Origin of the sequence: Bacteroides sp. GD17, assembly GCF_038448625.1 — a bacterium.
In the GTDB taxonomy this organism is placed as follows: domain Bacteria; phylum Bacteroidota; class Bacteroidia; order Bacteroidales; family Bacteroidaceae; genus Bacteroides.
Genome location: NZ_JBCEZS010000007.1, coordinates 167,583 through 183,474 on the forward strand (window position 1 = coordinate 167,583; position 15,892 = coordinate 183,474).

Genomic DNA, 15,892 nt, shown 5'->3' on the forward strand with positions numbered 1-15,892 from the left:
CAGACGCAAGAAGCAAGAGTTTATCATTAAAAACATAAAACAATGAAATATAAATTCAGTATATTATCTATTATGTTGGCAGGCTTCGCCTTGACGGCAACTGCACAGACAAAGGAGAAATACTACAGCGAGAAGTTTAAAGACAATATCTTTATCAGCGCTGGTGTAGGAGGCCAAGTTTGTGTAAACCCTGACAACAGTGATTATGGTTTGGGCCATGCCATCACACCGCTGATACATATATCAGTGGGTAAACTGTTTAACCCGGTTTGGGGTGTTCGCGGACAAGTAGCCGGAATGTGGTCTACATTGTATTCCAATTATGGAATGCCTGCCAATCAGTACAATGAAGTAAAGAACAAAAACTACTTCACACTGCGTGCCGACGGTTTGTTCAATCTCTCCAATGCAATTGGCGGTTATAACCCCAGCCGTGTGTTCACACTGTCGGTATTCGCCGGTCCCGGTTTGACTTTTGCCAAGACTTACGGTGACCAAAGCAAATTGAATGCTTTGATTAACGGTTCTGTCGGTTTAATGGGACAGTTCAATGTAAACCGTTATCTGGACATCAACATTGAAGCCAGAGGCGAAGTGTCTCCGTCTATCTTCGGGAACTACAGTTCTGCGCACACAGACGGTGCAATATCTCTAACCGCGGGTGTAGCTTACACTTTCGGTGGTAAGAAGTTTGTAACTTGCGGTCCCAAAGTTGATGAAGATGCTATCAATGCTGAAATCAACAAATACAGAAGCGAACTGGCACAAGCTCAGGCTGACTTGGCTAACTGCAAGAATGCATTGGCTAACGTGAAACCTGAAGTAAAGGAAGTGACTAAGGAAGTTGAAGTTGCCGGTCCTCGTGCCATCTTCTTCAAACTCGGCAGTGCCAAGATTGACGATTACGGCAAGGTTAACATCGAACTGGCTGCTAAAATCCTGAAGGCTAATTCGGATAAGAAGTACAAAGTTGCAGGTTATGCTGACAAAGCTACCGGTAGTGCTTCCTGGAACCAGAAGTTGTCTGAAAAACGTGCTCAGGCTGTTTATGATGCTTTGATCGCTCAGGGCGTTGATAAAGACCAACTCGAACTCGTTGGATTCGGTGGTACTGCAAATATGTTCGGTAAGAACTTCTTGAACCGCGTAGTAATCCTGGAATAATAGGTATTAGGGAAATATAAGGAAAATGCCTCGTGTATCATTTGAGCACGAGGCATTTTTTATAGGAAAAAGGTGAAAATCAATATATCAGCTTCACATTATCAATCCACAGCGAATTGCCGGGAGAACCAATATAAGCTCCCCCATGGCTGGAGGTGAATTGCAATAACAGATGAGTAGGAACATCATCTTCGGTTCCCCAAGCCACTTCTCTCACCGGAACACTCTCCCCTTTACTATTTACCGCATAACGCTCTTCAACCTGAAGACGCATCATGTGGGCCTTGTATGCAGGATCTCCGGTTATGTCACCATACATGATGGAGTAAGTCGCATTATTGTGCCAGTCGGTAGTAGCATAGTAGCGAACCACCATTGTGCCCACACGTTTGGCATAGATATTCCCTTTCTCATCTTCCCAGCGCTTCTGCAAGAATAAATTCACTTCGGGAAAGTCCTTCCCTTCCACATCCGTAATACGGCTGAATCCTGTTGCCCGAATACGCTTCTCGCGGTCGGACATCTTCACTTTATAATCAAACTGCACAGCGATGGGTTTCTTGGTAAAAGGAATTCCGGAATTCAGCATTTTCTGCGGATTCTTAGTCCCTTTAATAGGTTCGTGCACCTCACCTAGGAACATGGAACCGGCGGCCAGCACAGTAATATCTACAATTCCAAATACCTTTACGCTCTCCATACGAGTATCCATACGGGCACAGAATCCGTCTCCCCTCTTCTCGGGGAAGACGGAGGTATTGGTTTTAGTAATACCCGCTACCCGCGCCATCACATTGGATGTTGCCCATGGAGAGCCTCCCATGTTCTTATATTCCTTATTTTCCCGGATTGTTGAAGTAGGGCCGATGGCATAGACATTCTTCATTGCACCACCGATAATACCGGATTCCTTAATCTGACGGTCAATCCATTGATCCATATTTCCGAAAGGAATCATCTCTACTTCGTGCTGCTGCGCCGATACTGCTCCGCAACAGAGCATGGCAGACAGCATTCCCAACATACAAACTTTCTTTTGAATCATCAACCTTATTTCTTTTGTTCAACTAAATTTCGTACTTCCACTGCTCCAATGCAAAGTTCCAGTTATCCTGAACCAGTTGTACCGTGCGGTCATCGTACTTATATTTATTCTTTTTATAACCTTTCTTTCCGCCTACATACTTCTCGATATCAGCATGAGCTTTCTCAAAGCCGGGGATTGACAAGGCATTGTAGATATGTTCGGTCATCGCCATTGCATCCGCCTCAAAATCTTCAAACTTCACCTCTATCAGATTTCCTGCGGGAATGCTTGCCTTATCCGCCTCATACTTATGATACAACTTTGTATAGATGGAGAGGATATTCTTTTCCAGTTCTTCGTTGCTGATATCCTGCAATTTCAGAGGCTGGATAGTATTGGTAAAGAAGCTGCGGGTGCTCTCGAATACCGTATAAGGATTACGCATCAGGTAGATAAACTTCGCATTCGGGAACATCTTGACAAGCTCCTTCACACGTCCCGTATGAGGCGGGTTCTTGCTAAGGAACTGAGTGCCGTTTGTATTCCAAAGAGAAATCTTTATCAGCTTGACAAATGTTTCTTCAAATGTTTTCAATTCAGCTTCCGTTATGTCATCAAATAGCAGATACTTATCAGCATACTCCTGCTGGTACTTCGGAAGAAACCAGAAGTTGTAATACGTATAAGGCATCATATTTGCCAAGGCAAACTCTTCCTCCTGTGGAAGGTCTACAGCCAATTCCATATTATCCGTAGGCCGTTTATCCGGCATCAGCCAACTCATATTCTTCTTGAAGAACGGCTGTCCCCACATCATCAGGTGTGGAAACACAGTTTGATAAGTAGTGTTGTAGCCGAAATGCCTGTCACAGGAAAAGACATTGTGTACAAACGTCGTTCCGCTGCGCCAATGCCCCAGGATAAATACCGGATCATGCTCCAGCGGTTTATCTGCCAGTAGCTTTTCGTAGCGTCTGTCCTGCAAGGGAGCCAATGTGGAGAGCAAGCGGCAAACAGCTTTTGTCAGCCGGTATTTACCTTTATAGGCAGCATCTATCTCACGGCCTCCAGTTATGCTTTTAAAAGTTTTCCAATCAGCACCTACCAAGGTGTTTATCGGAAGTTTATTGAATTCAAGTAAACCCATTTTTAATTGATAATTGATAATTGACAATTGACAATTAGGCTGCGCGATAAGCGGTATAAGTAATCATCAATAATCAACTGCTATTTATTAATTATGACTTCAATACCTTGACGTTCCAAGTCTTTCACAGCTTTCTCCACGGCTTCGTAATGCTCGGGAGCAATGCCTAATTTCGGTAAATCCAATACGGGAAGATCCGCAGAAATATGCATATCCTTGTCTTCTACCCGATCTATAATCATACCGACCGCACTGGTATTGTTAGTTATCGGGTCAATCAGAATGAACGAGCCACAGGCTTTATTCTTCTGATACGGGTCGAAGAACAGTTCTTTAGCAGTAGTCAGTACTACACGGGCTATCTGGTTGAGCTGCATCGGCAGGGTCTCCTTCGTCAGTTTCCCGTTCTCCACGGAAAGGTGTTCCATCGTGTTGACATCCACCTTATATTTGATGCTATCAATACGCGTACGGCTCAGGTTGGTGGTCTGTTTGATGAAGAATGACTTGTTGACGTCCATCGGTTCTTCATCCATCCATACTAACATGGTTTCGAAATTACGATCCATAATGGGCAAGTTGTCCGGGTGTACCAGCATCTCCCCTCTCGACACATCAATTTCATCTTCCAAAGTCAGCGTTACGGACTGGGGCGGAAAAGCATAATCCAATTCTCCGTCGTAAGTCACAATACTCTTGATATGAGATTTCTTGCCGGAGGGCAATGCCATCACTTCATCCCCTTTACGCACAACACCGGAAGCTACTTTACCACAAAAACCGCGGAAATTAAGGTTAGGACGCAGCACATACTGTACCGGGAAACGGAAGTCTCTGAGATTATGGTCATTATCGATATGTACAGTCTCCAGAAAATCGAGCAATGAAATGCCCTTATACCAAGGGGTACGTTCCGACTTCTCCACTACATTATCGCCATCCAGAGCAGACAGAGGAATGCAGTTTATATCAGGAATATTCAAGGGTGCCACAAACTTCTTATATTCACCGACTATCTCGTTGAAACGTTCTTCCGAGAAGTCCACCAAGTCCATCTTATTCACTGCAAGCACCACATGCTTGATTCCAAGCAGTGAAACCAGGAAAGTATGCCGGCGCGTCTGCGTAATAACACCCATACGGGCATCTACCAGGATGATTGCGAGGTTCGCAGTGGAACCTCCGGTAATCATATTGCGGGTGTATTGCTCGTGTCCCGGAGTATCGGCTATAATAAATTTACGGTTGTTCGTCGAGAAGTAACGGTAGGCCACGTCAATAGTAATGCCTTGTTCACGCTCGGCTTTCAATCCATCCAGCAACAACGCATAGTCTATATGGTCGCCCGCATTACCCATACGTTTGCTGTCGCGCTCCAATGCATCCAACTGGTCTTCATACAGCTTCTTGCTGTCGAACAACAAACGCCCTATCAAAGTTGACTTCCCATCATCTACCGAACCGGCAGTCAACAGCCTCAATAAGTCCTTTTGTTCATCCTTATCCAGAAAAGCCTTTATATCTAACTTATTATCCATTTCTTTCGTTCTTTATGATTAGTTGCTTTAGAAATAACCTTCACGCTTTTTCTGCTCCATACTGGCATCTTGGTCAAAGTCGATGACACGGGTAGTACGTTCGCTCTTGGTGGTAGTCATCATCTCTTCCACAATCTTTTCGATGGTATCGGCATTACTCTCCACAGCACCGGTCAAGGGCCAGCAGCCCAATGTACGAAAACGCACCATGCGCATCTTTATCTGATCGCGGTATTGTTCCGGCAAACGATCGTCATCAGCCATAATCAGATTTCCGTCAATCTCTACACAAGGACGCTCCTTGGCGAAGTACAAAGGCACGATAGGAATATTCTCCAAGCGGATGTATTGCCAGATATCCAATTCCGTCCAATTGCTCAACGGGAACACGCGAATGCTCTCTCCCTTATGAACGCGGGCATTATAAATATCCCATAACTCCGGACGCTGGTTCTTGGGGTCCCATTGGTGGAACTTGTCACGGAAAGAAAAAATACGTTCCTTAGCACGCGATTTCTCCTCATCACGACGGGCACCTCCGAAAGCTGCATCAAACTTATATTTATCCAATGCGTGGAGCAAGGCCTGCGTCTTCATCAAGTCCGTGTGTACCTTACTACCATGCGTAAACGGGCCTACACCTGCATGGAAAGCCTCCATATTGCTCTCTACAATCAGATTCCAACCAAACTTCCGGGCATATTCGTCACGGAACTGTATCATCTCCTTGAACTTCCATTTAGAATCAATGTGCATCAAAGGAAACGGTACTTTTCCCGGGTAGAATGCTTTTTCGGCCAGGCGCACCATTACCGAAGAGTCCTTGCCAATGCTGTACAGCATCACCGGATTCTCAAACTCCGCTGCCACTTCACGGATAATATGAATGGACTCTGCTTCGAGTTCTTTCAAATGGCTCAATTTATATTCTTCTTTCATTATCAATCAAAAAGTGTAATTTAGTCTTGCTCTTTTAAGATATGTGGATATACAAGTTCAAGCAGCCTGTCTACCGATTCCTCAATACTCAAAACAGAGGTATCGAGAGAAAGGTCCGGATGCGCAGGCACTTCAAAGGGAGCGGAAATACCTGTGAAATTCTTAATTTCACCCTGGCGCGCCTTTGCATACAAGCCCTTCACGTCGCGACGCTCACACTCTTCGAGTGGAGTGCTGACATAAACTTCCAGGAAATCATCCCGCCCGATGATATCGGCTGCCATTTCGCGCATCTCATTGTTGGGACTGATAAATGCTGCGATCGTAATAACACCTGCATCGATAAAGAGTTTAGAGACCTCGGCTATACGGCGGATATTCTCTATACGGTCGGCCTCCGTAAAGCCCAAGTTATTATTGATGCCACTGCGAATGTTATCACCATCCAATATGCGGCAGAAAAAACCGCGTTTATACAACTCACGTTCCAGTGCAATGGCCAGAGTACTCTTGCCCGAACCACTGAGACCGGTAAACCATACCATTACAGCATGTTGTCCAATCAATGCCTCCCTATCTTTTCGGGAAAGCATTTTATCAAAAATAGGATATATATTCTTTTCTGTCATAATTCAATTAAAAGGGCCAGATTATAGGTATTAAAAAAATAGATATCAAGAATGTAATAATGTTCAGTGGAAGTCCGATACGTACGAAGTCGGTGAACTTATAGTTACCGATACCCTGAACGATCAAGTTCGTCTGATAGCCGATAGGAGTTGAGAAGCTGGCGGATGCAGCCATACAAATCACAACAAAGAATGGCATCGGGCTGACTCCCATCTGCGAGGAAATAGAAAGTGCCAGCGGGAAGGCAAGAGCCGCAGCTGCATTATTCGTAATCAACTCCGTAAACAGATTCGTTATGATAAACATTGCCGCCAGCAATACCTGAGGTCCATAATGATCACTCATATCAATGATAAAACGTGCCACAACATCTGCCACTCCGGAGTTTACCATCGCTTTACTGATGGCGAAGGCACAAGCTATTGTTATAAGGATATCCCAGGAAATGTATTTCGTATATTTGCGGGCAGGAAAGATCTTTGTCCAGGCCATAATAATAGTAGTAATGGAGACAAAGAAAAACATATCCAACTTGATGCCGGGAAAGGCTTCTTTGACAGCCGGAAGTTCGCCAACTGTAGCTCCCGTAATCATCATGATCAGCAAGAACAGTGCAAACCAGCGTTTTTTCTTTCCGGGCACAGGTTCGGTATCTTTTCCATTGGCCAGCAACACGAATACGGAAGATTCTCCCCAGGTCTGTACGAAAGAATCGTCTGCCATCACTACCAGCGTATCGCCCTCACGAAGATATTCATTCTCCAGATTCTGGGTAAAGCTTTGTCCGCCCCGCTTGATTTCCTTTACTTCAGCCCCATAATGACGCTCGAAATTAAAATCTCCAAGTCTCTTGTTGATACCCGGAAAACGGGCTCCAAGCACAGCCTCCACCCGATGCAGATTGCCATATTCCTCCGGCTCTTCTTCCGTATTCACAGCATCCGTACGCACATCGGGTAAAAGCTTTGAAGAAAAAGCAAACAAATAAATGATGCCCGCAATGGCAATGAATATTCCGACTTTACCCAGTTCGAACATTGTGAAACCCTCATATCCGGCTTCCAATATCATGCCATGTACCACCAGATTGGTCGATGTACCTATCAGCGTACATATACCACCAAGAATTGTCACATAAGAAAGAGGTATCAAAAATTTAGTAGCCGGAAGTTTCACCGATTCTGCCCAACGCTTAATGATAGGAGCAAAAATAACAACCACCGGAGTATTGTTCAGGAAAGCGGAAATGAAAGAAATAGTCGGCAACATGCGGACTTGTGCCCTGAAAACGGTAGTCTTTCCCTGAGGAAGCAATTTCTTTATGATTTGTCCCAATGCACCGGACTGCCGGATTCCCTCACTGACCAGGAATAACATGGCAACCGTAATCATTCCTTTATTGCTGAACCCCTCCAGCATTTCCTTAGGAGTGAGAATACCTGCGCACAAAAACAACACTACAACAGAAAACAGCACCATGCCCGGACGCATTTTATCCAGTACCAAAGCAAGTACCATGCCCAGCAATGCCAACAACACAAACAATATTTCGAATGTCATACGGATTGTTATTTGGTTTCAGTATGCTTGGTCTCCACTATAAACCAAGGATTCAGCAAGTCTTCTTTGTTATATTGCAGCGGTTCTTCCTTTCCGGCCTGGTATATTTCCATGCCGGCAGCGCGTGCAATGGCATGTCCTGCAGCTGTGTCCCATTCCATTGTAGGAGCAAAACGGGGATATACATCTGCTTTACCTTCTGCAACCAGACAGATTTTGATGGAACTTCCACTTGATATCAATTCGACTTCTGCATGACGATGTTTCATTTCTTCAATGTAGGCTTCGGTTTCGGGAGTCAGGTGCGAACGGGAAGCTACAATTACAAATTTATCGTGCGCTCCAGCCTCCGGCAACCGGGTAGCAGCAGCAATCAACTCATCCAAAGAAGATTCGCCACATGCAGCTATGTTAGAAAGTTTATAGGCTCCCACCCCTTCAGCTCCAAAATAGAGCTCTTTCTTTACCGGCAAGTAAATAACGCCCATCACAGGAATTGAATTGTGAACTAATGCTATATTTACCGTAAATTCACCATTCCGCTTGATAAACTCTTTGGTACCATCCAGAGGGTCTACTATCCACAGCGTTTCCCACGTCCGACGTTCTGAATAGGACAAGTGTTTTCCTTCCTCGCTCAACAAGGGGAAAGGCGTGTCACTCAACCATCGGCAAATCGTTTCATGGGCTTTACGGTCAGCAATAGTAAGAGGCGAATTATCTGCTTTTTTTTCTATTTGAAAATCGGATGCCGGGTCTTCATAGATAGAAAGTATTTCTTCACCAGCCCGTAGAGCAGCATCAATTGCTTTTAACATATATTGTCGTTCCATACTATAATTCCTCTTATGATAAGATGCAAAATTAAAAACTTTTCTACGTTCAAAAGTTTCCGTATCTCATTTTATAACTTCTTTTAAACGAAAGAGAGAAGTTTATAAGTACTTTTCACATCACAACCCACCGAATGCAAAAAAGGCAGTAACTTCCCAGTTACTGCCTCATTCTGAAAGGAAAGAAATCCTCCTTTCTATGAATTACCAAAAAGAATTCAATTAATGGATGCGATACAACAGCCATGCACCCTGGAAGTCCTTGCGGTTAGGGTATTTAGCTTTAAATGCATCACGTGCTGCAGCAGCCGAAGCTCTGTCGTCAAAGGTGTTCACAATCACACGATACATAGCAGCTTCTGCATTGAAGGCAATCACTGCATCGTAACCTGCGTCATCCAAGAAGTTTTTCAGGCTCTCGGCATTTGCTTTTACACCAAAGCTACCACAGACCACACTGTAAGCTTTCAGGCCGTCAACGCCGGAAACAACTGTCAGTTTCTCTTGGCGCATACCAGCAGGAGCACTTTCCACAACCTTTGCTTCTACAGGAGCAGTTACAACCGGAGCCACTTCTTCAACAGGAGCAGTAGTTTGAGGTTCTGCCAATTCTTGTTGTTTTGCCTTTTCGTATGCCTTTTTATAAGCACTTTCACTTGATTTACAAGAAGAGAATGCCAATACAATGCACACTCCCATTCCCAATACGGCTAATTTTTTCATCTTTTTTATCGTTTTTGTTAGTAAATTCTATGCCTATTCTTACCTTCTTTATCTTACTGTTTTAAAATATGGAACAAAAGTACAGCATAACGCACAATTATGCCCCTGTTTCCTTAGTTAAATATAATTAAACCCTGCCATAAAAAGAGATTTCCCCCAAAGACTTGCCGTATATTTGCTGAATATAAACAGAGCGTGAGGCTCACTTAATTGATTACATGACATTTGAAAATTTAAAGCTGATAGAGCCCATATTGAAGGCTCTTCAAGAAGAGGGGTATTCTACCCCTACTCCGATTCAGGAGAAATCTATCCCCATATTGCTTCAAGGAAAAGATTTATTAGGATGTGCTCAAACCGGAACAGGCAAAACCGCCGCTTTCTCCATTCCTATCTTACAAAAGTTATATAAAACGGATAATCGTAAAAGTATAAAAGCCCTGATACTGACACCTACCCGGGAGTTGGCCATACAGATAGGCGAATGTTTCGAAGCATACGGGAAATATACAGGATTAAGGCATGCCGTGATATTCGGCGGTGTAGGTCAAAAACCGCAAACCGATGAGCTGAAGCGCGGAGTACAGATACTGATCGCCACCCCCGGACGCCTGCAAGACTTGATCAATCAAGGATTCATCAGTCTTAAAGCGCTTGAGTTCTTTGTGCTGGACGAAGCAGACCGGATGCTGGATATGGGATTCATCCATGATATCCGGCGTATCTTGAAATTACTGCCTGCGCGGCGACAGACTCTTTTCTTCTCGGCAACAATGCCACCCGAAATAGAGACCTTGGCAAACTCGATGTTAACGAATCCGGAGAAAGTAGAAGTTACCCCGGCTTCCTCTACCGTCGATACAATTTCACAGGCAGTTTACTTCGTGGAAAAGAATGAAAAGAAAGACCTGCTGATCCATTTATTGAAAGGCCCCGCTATCGAATCCGTACTGATATTCACCAGAACGAAATACGGAGCAGACAAACTGGCACGCATCCTCAATAAATCGGGAATCGGTGCAGAAGCCATACATGGCAACAAATCGCAAAATGCCCGCCAACGTGCATTGAACGGATTCAAGAGCCACAGTTTGCGCGTACTGATTGCAACAGATATTGCAGCACGCGGTATCGACGTAGACCAACTGTCTCACGTCATCAACTACGAGTTACCCAATATTCCGGAAACGTACGTGCATCGTATCGGACGAACCGGACGCGCCGGACATGACGGCATTGCACTCTCATTCTGCGAATCGGAAGAACTGCCGTACCTGAAAGATATTCAGAAATTGATAGGAAAGACTATTCCGGTCATTAAAGACCATCCTTTTGTCACCACAGCAGGAACAAAGGCACAGGAAATAAAAGCCGAAGAAATAAAGGCAAAAGCGAAAGAGAACAAGAAATACCGCGGTAGCCGCGCAAACGGAGATTTCTGGAGAAGAAAAAAGCAAGCTGCTCAGAAATAAATTAAATGGGAATTTAGCGCAATTCTATTTATGTTTTTTCCCTTCATCTTATTACTGCAATGATTTCAGAAATCATTGCAGTAATAATTTCAGAGATCATTGTAGCAATGATTTCTGAAATCATTCAAAATGCTCCATAGCGCTTCTAAATTATCATTTTCCCTTAAACAAAGAAAAAGTATAAAAAAAGCAGACGTTCCGAACATTTTTTCAAAAAATATTGTTAGTTTTGCTACATGAACCTCTAAAAAAAGAAAGGAACAACATTATGAAAGGATTGAATGTATTAGCAGCTTTCTTGGGTGGTGCCGCAGTTGGTGCAGCCCTCGGTATTTTATTTGCTCCAGAAAAAGGAGAAGATACCCGTAACAAAATCGCGGAAATACTTCGCAAAAAAGGCATTCGCCTGAACCGGAGTGAAATGGAAGATCTGGTGGATGAAATTGCCGCAGAAATTAAAGGCGAAGTAACGGAATAAAAAAGTATTAAAACAGAACCACTATGTTTGCAGACGACAAAAGTATTGAGAATATGCAGCAGCTATTCATTGAATTCAAGAAATATCTGGAACTGCAAAAGGAATATACGAAGCTGGAAGTTACAGAAAAATTATCCAAGCTACTTTCTACACTTTTGTTAGTGTTGCTGGTTGTCATCCTCGGCGTAGTGGTTCTGTTTCATCTGTCATTCACGCTGGTTTATATACTGGCGCCACTGGTAGGTGGACTTATGATGAGTTTTGCACTCATCACCTGTTTTCATATTCTGATCATTGTCCTGCTTGTACTATTCCGCAAAAAGTTGATCATCGATCCAACGGTGAGATTCATTGCAGAACTATTCTTAGATACATCCAAATAAAAATGAATATCCATGAATAATATGCCCGATACCACTCCTGTCACCTTAGAAAGCATTGCTCAAAGAAAAGCAACACTGCTGCAACAAATTCGTGCACAGAAAGAAATCATGACCGACCTGACCCAGGAAATCTTTGCTCCCCTTGCTCCTGCCACTAATAAGGCGAATGCAATGATGAGAGCATTCAATACCGGCATGGCTGTTTTTGACGGGATAATGTTGGGAGCCAAGCTGATGAAGAAATTCAGAATGCTATTCGGAAGAAGAAAGAAGTAGGATTTAAGTAAATAAAACAGGAGGGGCAACTGTCAGACAGCTGCCCCTCCTGTTTTATTTACTCAGTCCAATCGGAGTCTCAGACATACGTTTCGAGCAATTTCACTGCACCATCAGGAACAATGGTTACTTCTTGAGTAGCAGCCGGTAGCAGGATTGTTTCTCCGGCCTGCAATGAGATTTCATTCTTCTCATCATCGATGACGCGGCATGCGCCTTCCACACAAATGAAAATAACGAATGAGTCCAATTCCGAATAGTCGCAAGTGATTTCTTCCGTCATGTCATAAATGGAAGTAGTGAAATAAGGGCTTGCCACCATTTCTACCGGTTCATTCTGCACTTGCTCGTATTCCGTACGGAAATCATCCTGCACATCTGCAAAGTTGACAGCATCAATAGCCTGGCTGGTATGCAGCTCTCTCGATTTACCATCCTTGTCTTTCCGGTTATAGTCGAAAATACGATAGGTAATATCTGACGTCTGCTGGATCTCTGCTACAAAAGCACCGGCTCCGATGCCATGCACACGACCAGCAGGAACATAGAACACATCCCCCGGTTTGATAGCACAAGTTTGCAGCACTTCGGCAAATGTACCATTGTAGACTCTTTCCTTATACTCTTTCGGAGTTATTTGCTCGGAAAAGCCGGAAATCAATTTAGCTCCCTTATCAGCGGCAATAACATACCACATTTCGTTTTTTCCAAAACTGTTGTGGCGTTTTTTTGCCAACTCATCACCCGGATGTACCTGAATAGACAAGTCCAACTTGGCATCGATGAATTTAATCAACAAAGGAAACTTACTGCCGAAACGTGCATAGTTAGCTTCGCCCACCAGGTCTTCTTTATACTTTCGGACCATCTCCGGCAGTGTAAGCCCTTTGTCAGCACCGTTGGCTACGATAGACTCACTGCCATCTACTGCCGACACTTCCCAACTCTCACCTACGTTGGTAAGGGTATCATTCAAATGTTTGAATGGAATAATCTTGTCGCCTCCCCAAAGCGTTTGCTTCAAAATAGGCTCAAATTTTAGAGGATACATTCGCTGTTTTTAATTAAAACGTTCTGTTAATGATGTGATTTTTTTAGATTACGGGGACAAACATACGAAAAATATTAATTTGTCTTCCATTTGTTAAACGCTAAACTTTCCTAAAATGTTCCCTACATTTCTTTCTAATTACTTGGGAGAACAAAAGAATTTCTTTTTATTTGCAAGAAATTTAATTAATACCATGGTTATGATGAACACTACTCCAACAGAAAGCAATCTGTCCGGTTTGGACAGAAAAGACTTTCAAAAGGATATAAATAACAAAAAGACAGATTTGTTTATCCTGAAAAACGCCCAAGGAATGGAAGTGGCAGTTACCAATTACGGATGTGCTATCCTCTCCATTATGGTACCCGACAAAAATGGAAAATACGACAATGTCATTTTAGGGCACGACAGTATCGACCACGTCATCAACAGTCCCGAACCTTTCTTGAATACGACTATCGGACGTTACGGCAACCGCATAGCAAAAGGCAAATTTACCTTATACGGCGAAGAGCACCAACTGGCAATCAACAATGGTCCTAATTCCTTGCACGGTGGTCCTACCGGTTTCCACACCCGTGTATGGGATGCCATCCAACCGGATCAGTCGACTGTAATCTTCAACTATACATCGGCCGACGGCGAAGAAGGATTCCCCGGAAATCTGGAAGTAGAAATGACCTACCGCCTGGAAGACGAAATCAATGCTCTGGTAATCGAATACCGGGCCACTACAGACAAGGCTACCGTTGTAAACCTGACCAATCACGGATTCTTCAATCTCGCCGGCATTGCCAACCCCACTCCTACCGTCCTCAATAATATCATTACTATCAACGCTGATTTTTATGTTCCAATCGACGAAGTATCTGTCCCTACCGGAGAAATTCTGAAGGTAGAAGGTACTCCGATGGACTTCCGCACTCCCCATACCATCGGAGAACGGATTGACGATAAATTCCAGCAACTGATAAACGGCGCAGGATATGACCATTGCTATGTACTGAGCAAGACAGAAAACGGAGAATTGAGCCTTGCCGCTACTTGCACGGAACCGACGAGCGGACGTACCATGGAAGTCTATACCACAGAATGTGGCGTACAACTCTACACCGGAAACTGGTTGGGAGGTTTTGCCGGTGCTCATGGAGCCACTTTCCCAGCCCGAAGTGCCGTATGCTTCGAAGCACAATGCTTCCCCGACACTCCAAACAAGCCTCACTTTCCATCTGCTGTGCTGCTGCCCGATGACGAGTACCAACAGGTGACTATTTACAAGTTTGGCGTACAAGAATGAAATAACTAATCTAATTTTATAAACTTATTAAATTCAAAAACCATGACACAACAAAAACAGAATGGTAAACTCATCGCTATTATTACGATGATCTTCCTTTTTGGTATGATTTCATTTGTTACTAATCTTGCCGCCCCTATGGGAATTGTGCTGAAGAACCAGTTTTCAGTATCCAATGCATTAGGAATGCTGGGCAACTTCGGTAACTTTATTGCATATGCAGTGATGGGAATACCAAGTGGCATTTTATTACAACGAGTTGGATATAAGAAGACAGCGCTTATCGCAGTAGCTGTCGGCTTTATCGGCGTAGGTGTTCAGTATTTGTCCGGCCATGCAAGCCCCGATATGGCTTTTGCCGTATATCTGACAGGTGCATTTATTGCCGGTTTCTCTATGTGTTTGCTCAACACCGTTGTAAATCCGATGTTGAACAAGCTCGGTGGTGAAGGAAACAAGGGTAACCAACTTATCCAGATCGGTGGTTCTTTCAACTCCGTAATGGCTACTATCACTCCGATGTTCGTAGGTATCCTTATTGCCGGTTCTATTGAGAAGGCTACTATTTCTCAGATTTTCCCGGTAATGTACACAGCAATGGCTGTATTTGCTTTTGCATTCTTCGTACTTTTGTTCGTGCCGATACCGGAACCCAACGCCACTGCTTCTACAGAACCTATCGGCAAGTTGATGTCAGGTGCTTTGAAATTCCGTCACTTCATATTGGGAGCTATCGCAATCTTCGTATATGTAGGTATCGAGGTAGGTGTACCGGGTACATTGAACTTGTTCCTGACTGACCCGATCGAAAAGGGCGGTGCCGGTATAGCTTCCACTATCTCCGGTTTCGTAGTAGGAACTTATTGGTTCCTGATGTTGATCGGCCGTCTGGCAGGTGCTTCACTGGGTGCCAAGATTTCCAGTAAAGCAATGCTTACCTTTACTTCCGCATTAGGTTTGTTACTGGTATTCCTTGCCATCTTCTCATCAACAGACTCTTTGGTAAACCTGCCCGTGCTCCAGCAGAGTGCTACCGGCGGTTTGTCCTTCGGACTTGCTGAAGTACCTATCAACGCTATGTATCTGGTACTGGTCGGTTTGTGTACCTCTATTATGTGGGGTGGTATCTTCAACCTCGCAGTAGAAGGACTGGGCAAATATCTGGCTGCTGCTTCCGGTCTGTTTATGGTATTAGTTTGCGGTGGTGGTATCCTCCCCGTTCTTCAGGGTTGGGTAGCCGACGTAGCAGGCTTTATGGAAAGCTACTGGGTTATCATCGCAGCGCTTGCATACTTGCTGTTCTACGGCCTGGTAGGTTGCAAGAATGTTAACAAAGACATCCCCGTAGAATAATAGACAGGATAAATAGGGAAA

At 44.0% G+C, this 15,892-nt stretch carries 16 protein-coding genes; 7 read left to right on the forward strand and 9 right to left on the reverse strand.

The features are described 5' to 3' along the window. The first annotated feature begins 42 nt into the window (after positions 1 to 42). Complete coding sequence (locus AAE250_RS13195; RefSeq protein WP_294600729.1) at positions 43 to 1,164, forward strand: OmpA family protein; 1,122 nt, start codon at positions 43 to 45, stop codon at positions 1,162 to 1,164. A 79-nt stretch (positions 1,165 to 1,243) separates the two neighbouring features. Here the strand turns inward: AAE250_RS13195 and AAE250_RS13200 are convergent, their stop codons facing one another. The 8 genes from AAE250_RS13200 to AAE250_RS13235 all read right to left on the reverse strand — a co-directional run bounded on the left by AAE250_RS13200 (position 1,244) and on the right by AAE250_RS13235 (position 9,561). Next, on the reverse strand, positions 1,244 to 2,209 hold the full coding sequence (locus tag AAE250_RS13200; protein ID WP_294600730.1) for a PCMD domain-containing protein: 966 nt from the start codon (positions 2,207 to 2,209) through the stop codon (positions 1,244 to 1,246). Positions 2,210 to 2,231: 22 nt separating this feature from the next. Beyond that, a complete protein-coding gene (locus tag AAE250_RS13205; protein WP_294600731.1) occupies positions 2,232 to 3,338 on the reverse strand; it encodes a sulfotransferase family protein in 1,107 nt (368 codons plus the stop codon). 80 nt (positions 3,339 to 3,418) lie between these two features. Then, positions 3,419 to 4,876: a sulfate adenylyltransferase subunit CysN gene (cysN, locus tag AAE250_RS13210; protein ID WP_294600732.1), complete on the reverse strand. Its 1,458-nt coding sequence runs from the start codon at positions 4,874 to 4,876 to the stop codon at positions 3,419 to 3,421. A 27-nt stretch (positions 4,877 to 4,903) separates the two neighbouring features. After that, positions 4,904 to 5,815 (reverse strand): sulfate adenylyltransferase subunit CysD, encoded by a 912-nt coding sequence (cysD, locus tag AAE250_RS13215; RefSeq protein WP_294600733.1) that lies wholly within the window; start codon positions 5,813 to 5,815, stop codon positions 4,904 to 4,906. Between the two features lie 20 nt (positions 5,816 to 5,835). Further along, the gene (gene cysC / locus AAE250_RS13220) at positions 5,836 to 6,444 is read right to left on the reverse strand and encodes an adenylyl-sulfate kinase (RefSeq protein WP_294600734.1); all 609 of its coding nucleotides are present in this window, start codon (positions 6,442 to 6,444) and stop codon (positions 5,836 to 5,838) included. A 7-nt stretch (positions 6,445 to 6,451) separates the two neighbouring features. After that, positions 6,452 to 8,005 carry an SLC13 family permease gene (locus AAE250_RS13225; RefSeq protein ID WP_294600735.1) on the reverse strand — a complete coding sequence of 518 codons (1,554 nt, stop codon included), beginning with the start codon at positions 8,003 to 8,005 and terminating at the stop codon, positions 6,452 to 6,454. Positions 8,006 to 8,013: 8 nt separating this feature from the next. Next, the gene (gene cysQ, locus AAE250_RS13230; RefSeq protein ID WP_294600736.1) at positions 8,014 to 8,838 is read right to left on the reverse strand and encodes a 3'(2'),5'-bisphosphate nucleotidase CysQ; all 825 of its coding nucleotides are present in this window, start codon (positions 8,836 to 8,838) and stop codon (positions 8,014 to 8,016) included. Between the two features lie 222 nt (positions 8,839 to 9,060). Then, complete coding sequence (locus AAE250_RS13235) at positions 9,061 to 9,561, reverse strand: SPOR domain-containing protein (RefSeq protein ID WP_294600737.1); 501 nt, start codon at positions 9,559 to 9,561, stop codon at positions 9,061 to 9,063. Between the two features lie 218 nt (positions 9,562 to 9,779). Here AAE250_RS13235 and AAE250_RS13240 point away from each other — a divergent pair, with 218 nt between their 5' ends. The 4 genes from AAE250_RS13240 (at position 9,780) to AAE250_RS13255 (ending at position 12,170) form a co-directional block, all read left to right on the forward strand. Then, the gene (locus AAE250_RS13240; protein WP_294600738.1) at positions 9,780 to 11,033 is read left to right on the forward strand and encodes a DEAD/DEAH box helicase; all 1,254 of its coding nucleotides are present in this window, start codon (positions 9,780 to 9,782) and stop codon (positions 11,031 to 11,033) included. Positions 11,034 to 11,301: 268 nt separating this feature from the next. After that, positions 11,302 to 11,511: a YtxH domain-containing protein gene (locus tag AAE250_RS13245; protein ID WP_005826568.1), complete on the forward strand. Its 210-nt coding sequence runs from the start codon at positions 11,302 to 11,304 to the stop codon at positions 11,509 to 11,511. A gap of 23 nt (positions 11,512 to 11,534) precedes the next feature. Then, positions 11,535 to 11,894 carry a phage holin family protein gene (locus tag AAE250_RS13250; protein ID WP_294600739.1) on the forward strand — a complete coding sequence of 120 codons (360 nt, stop codon included), beginning with the start codon at positions 11,535 to 11,537 and terminating at the stop codon, positions 11,892 to 11,894. A gap of 12 nt (positions 11,895 to 11,906) precedes the next feature. Next, entirely contained in the window at positions 11,907 to 12,170 is a 264-nt protein-coding gene (locus AAE250_RS13255; protein ID WP_294600740.1) for a hypothetical protein, read from the forward strand. 79 nt (positions 12,171 to 12,249) lie between these two features. On the opposite strand, the gene AAE250_RS13260 is transcribed toward AAE250_RS13255, so the two are convergent. Then, the gene (locus AAE250_RS13260; protein WP_294600741.1) at positions 12,250 to 13,221 is read right to left on the reverse strand and encodes a type I phosphomannose isomerase catalytic subunit; all 972 of its coding nucleotides are present in this window, start codon (positions 13,219 to 13,221) and stop codon (positions 12,250 to 12,252) included. A 199-nt stretch (positions 13,222 to 13,420) separates the two neighbouring features. Here AAE250_RS13260 and AAE250_RS13265 point away from each other — a divergent pair, with 199 nt between their 5' ends. Further along, positions 13,421 to 14,518, forward strand: a complete 1,098-nt coding sequence (locus AAE250_RS13265; RefSeq protein WP_294600742.1) for an aldose epimerase family protein — start codon at positions 13,421 to 13,423, stop codon at positions 14,516 to 14,518. A 42-nt stretch (positions 14,519 to 14,560) separates the two neighbouring features. Further along, positions 14,561 to 15,871 (forward strand): MFS transporter, encoded by a 1,311-nt coding sequence (locus AAE250_RS13270; protein ID WP_294600743.1) that lies wholly within the window; start codon positions 14,561 to 14,563, stop codon positions 15,869 to 15,871. Positions 15,872 to 15,892: the final 21 nt, after the last annotated feature.

Excerpts from the sequence above, each read along its gene's own strand:
- AAE250_RS13195 (WP_294600729.1), top strand. The coding sequence starts at position 43 with ATGAAATATAAATTCAGTATATTATCTATTATGTTGGCAGGCTTCGCC.
- AAE250_RS13200 (WP_294600730.1), bottom strand. The coding sequence starts at position 2,209 with ATGATTCAAAAGAAAGTTTGTATGTTGGGAATGCTGTCTGCCATGCTC.
- AAE250_RS13205 (WP_294600731.1), bottom strand. The coding sequence starts at position 3,338 with ATGGGTTTACTTGAATTCAATAAACTTCCGATAAACACCTTGGTAGGT.
- cysN (WP_294600732.1), bottom strand. The coding sequence starts at position 4,876 with ATGGATAATAAGTTAGATATAAAGGCTTTTCTGGATAAGGATGAACAA.
- cysD (WP_294600733.1), bottom strand. The coding sequence starts at position 5,815 with ATGAAAGAAGAATATAAATTGAGCCATTTGAAAGAACTCGAAGCAGAG.
- cysC (WP_294600734.1), bottom strand. The coding sequence starts at position 6,444 with ATGACAGAAAAGAATATATATCCTATTTTTGATAAAATGCTTTCCCGA.
- AAE250_RS13225 (WP_294600735.1), bottom strand. The coding sequence starts at position 8,005 with ATGACATTCGAAATATTGTTTGTGTTGTTGGCATTGCTGGGCATGGTA.
- cysQ (WP_294600736.1), bottom strand. The coding sequence starts at position 8,838 with ATGGAACGACAATATATGTTAAAAGCAATTGATGCTGCTCTACGGGCT.
- AAE250_RS13235 (WP_294600737.1), bottom strand. The coding sequence starts at position 9,561 with ATGAAAAAATTAGCCGTATTGGGAATGGGAGTGTGCATTGTATTGGCA.
- AAE250_RS13240 (WP_294600738.1), top strand. The coding sequence starts at position 9,780 with ATGACATTTGAAAATTTAAAGCTGATAGAGCCCATATTGAAGGCTCTT.
- AAE250_RS13245 (WP_005826568.1), top strand. The coding sequence starts at position 11,302 with ATGAAAGGATTGAATGTATTAGCAGCTTTCTTGGGTGGTGCCGCAGTT.
- AAE250_RS13250 (WP_294600739.1), top strand. The coding sequence starts at position 11,535 with ATGTTTGCAGACGACAAAAGTATTGAGAATATGCAGCAGCTATTCATT.
- AAE250_RS13255 (WP_294600740.1), top strand. The coding sequence starts at position 11,907 with ATGAATAATATGCCCGATACCACTCCTGTCACCTTAGAAAGCATTGCT.
- AAE250_RS13260 (WP_294600741.1), bottom strand. The coding sequence starts at position 13,221 with ATGTATCCTCTAAAATTTGAGCCTATTTTGAAGCAAACGCTTTGGGGA.
- AAE250_RS13265 (WP_294600742.1), top strand. The coding sequence starts at position 13,421 with ATGATGAACACTACTCCAACAGAAAGCAATCTGTCCGGTTTGGACAGA.
- AAE250_RS13270 (WP_294600743.1), top strand. The coding sequence starts at position 14,561 with ATGACACAACAAAAACAGAATGGTAAACTCATCGCTATTATTACGATG.